This window comes from Haoranjiania flava (assembly GCF_025631005.1).
Classification (GTDB): domain Bacteria; phylum Bacteroidota; class Bacteroidia; order Chitinophagales; family Chitinophagaceae; genus Haoranjiania; species Haoranjiania flava.
In genome coordinates this window covers 1-432 of the sequence record NZ_JAOTPL010000059.1, presented here as the reverse complement: position 1 = coordinate 432, position 432 = coordinate 1, and the positions used below count along the sequence as shown (strand labels likewise).

At 40.5% G+C, this 432-nt stretch carries 1 protein-coding gene; it reads left to right on the top strand.

The features are described 5' to 3' along the window. The coding region (locus tag OD355_RS13845; RefSeq protein ID WP_263039089.1) for a hypothetical protein at window positions 1-222 on the top strand (222 nt) is incomplete at its 5' end. Window positions 223-432 lie beyond the last annotated feature (210 nt).

Genomic DNA, 432 nt, shown 5'->3' with positions numbered 1-432 from the left:
GGTACTTACCTGCGAGCCAAGTTTGACAGCCTGGTGGGAAGGATGGGTAAAAAGAAAGCGCTATTAGTAATAGGACATAAGATCCTGTGCGCAGCATATCACCTCCTGACTACCCGGCTGCCTTACCAGTCTTTTGCGGTGGAAAAATTTGAACAACAGCGCAGGGATAAACGCATAATGTATTTACAAAAAGAATTAAAGGGGTTAGGCGTAATGGTTTAACTCCTGTAATGAAAGCCGTTTTTTTACTGGTGGTAAAAACCCCGTACATGAAACAGGTGTTGCGCAGCTAAGCACACAGGGTTGGGCTACTCCTGCTATTGACAGAACAAAGCCCGGGAATGAAATTTTACAATCTCTTGGCTGTGCCTTTTGAATATTAAAATATTATAAAACATATAAAACTCAAACTTAAATTATTTACGAATGAAA